Source organism: Pseudoalteromonas sp. S1727, from assembly GCF_005886375.1.
GTDB classification, from domain to species: Bacteria; Pseudomonadota; Gammaproteobacteria; order Enterobacterales; family Alteromonadaceae; genus Pseudoalteromonas; species Pseudoalteromonas haloplanktis.
The window spans coordinates 1-730 of record NZ_PNDT01000235.1 but is presented as its reverse complement, the minus strand read 5'-3'; the positions used below and the strand labels follow the sequence as shown (position 1 = coordinate 730).

1 protein-coding gene is annotated in these 730 nt (G+C 40.4%); it reads left to right on the top strand.

Going from position 1 to position 730, the window contains the following annotated elements; genetic code table 11:
• The coding region (gene rho, locus CWB85_RS21805; RefSeq protein ID WP_138556010.1) for a transcription termination factor Rho at nucleotides 1–687 on the top strand (687 nt) is incomplete at its 5' end.
• Between the last annotated feature and the right edge of the window lie 43 nt (nucleotides 688–730).

The following is a 730-nucleotide window of genomic DNA, read 5'->3' as shown; positions in this document are numbered from 1 at the left end:
GCCCAATCAATTACTCATAACCACCCTGATGCAACCTTGATGGTATTACTTATCGATGAGCGTCCAGAGGAAGTAACTGAAATGCAACGCCTCGTAAAAGGTGAAGTCATTGCATCAACGTTTGATGAGCCAGCGAGCCGTCACGTACAGGTTGCGGAAATGGTAATCGAAAAAGCAAAACGCCTTGTTGAGCATAAAAAAGATGTCATCATCCTACTTGATTCAATCACTCGTTTAGCACGTGCATACAACACCGTTATTCCTTCATCAGGTAAAGTACTTACTGGTGGTGTTGATGCGAACGCACTTCATAAACCAAAGCGTTTCTTTGGTGCTGCCCGTAACGTTGAAGAGGGCGGCAGTTTAACGATTATCGCTACTGCGCTTATCGATACAGGCTCTAAGATGGATGAAGTAATCTACGAAGAGTTTAAAGGCACCGGTAATATGGAATTACACTTAAATCGTAAGATTGCTGAAAAGCGTGTATTCCCTGCAATCGACTTTAACCGTTCTGGTACCCGTCGTGAAGAATTGCTGACGAAACCAGATGAGCTACAAAAAATGTGGATTTTACGTAAGATCGTTCATGAAATGTCTGAAATTGATGCCATGGAGTTTCTAATTGATAAACTCTCAATGAGTAAAACCAATGATGAATTTTTTGATTCAATGAAACGTCAGTAATTCCATTTACGAAATTATAAAATGCCTGTTAATACAGGCATTT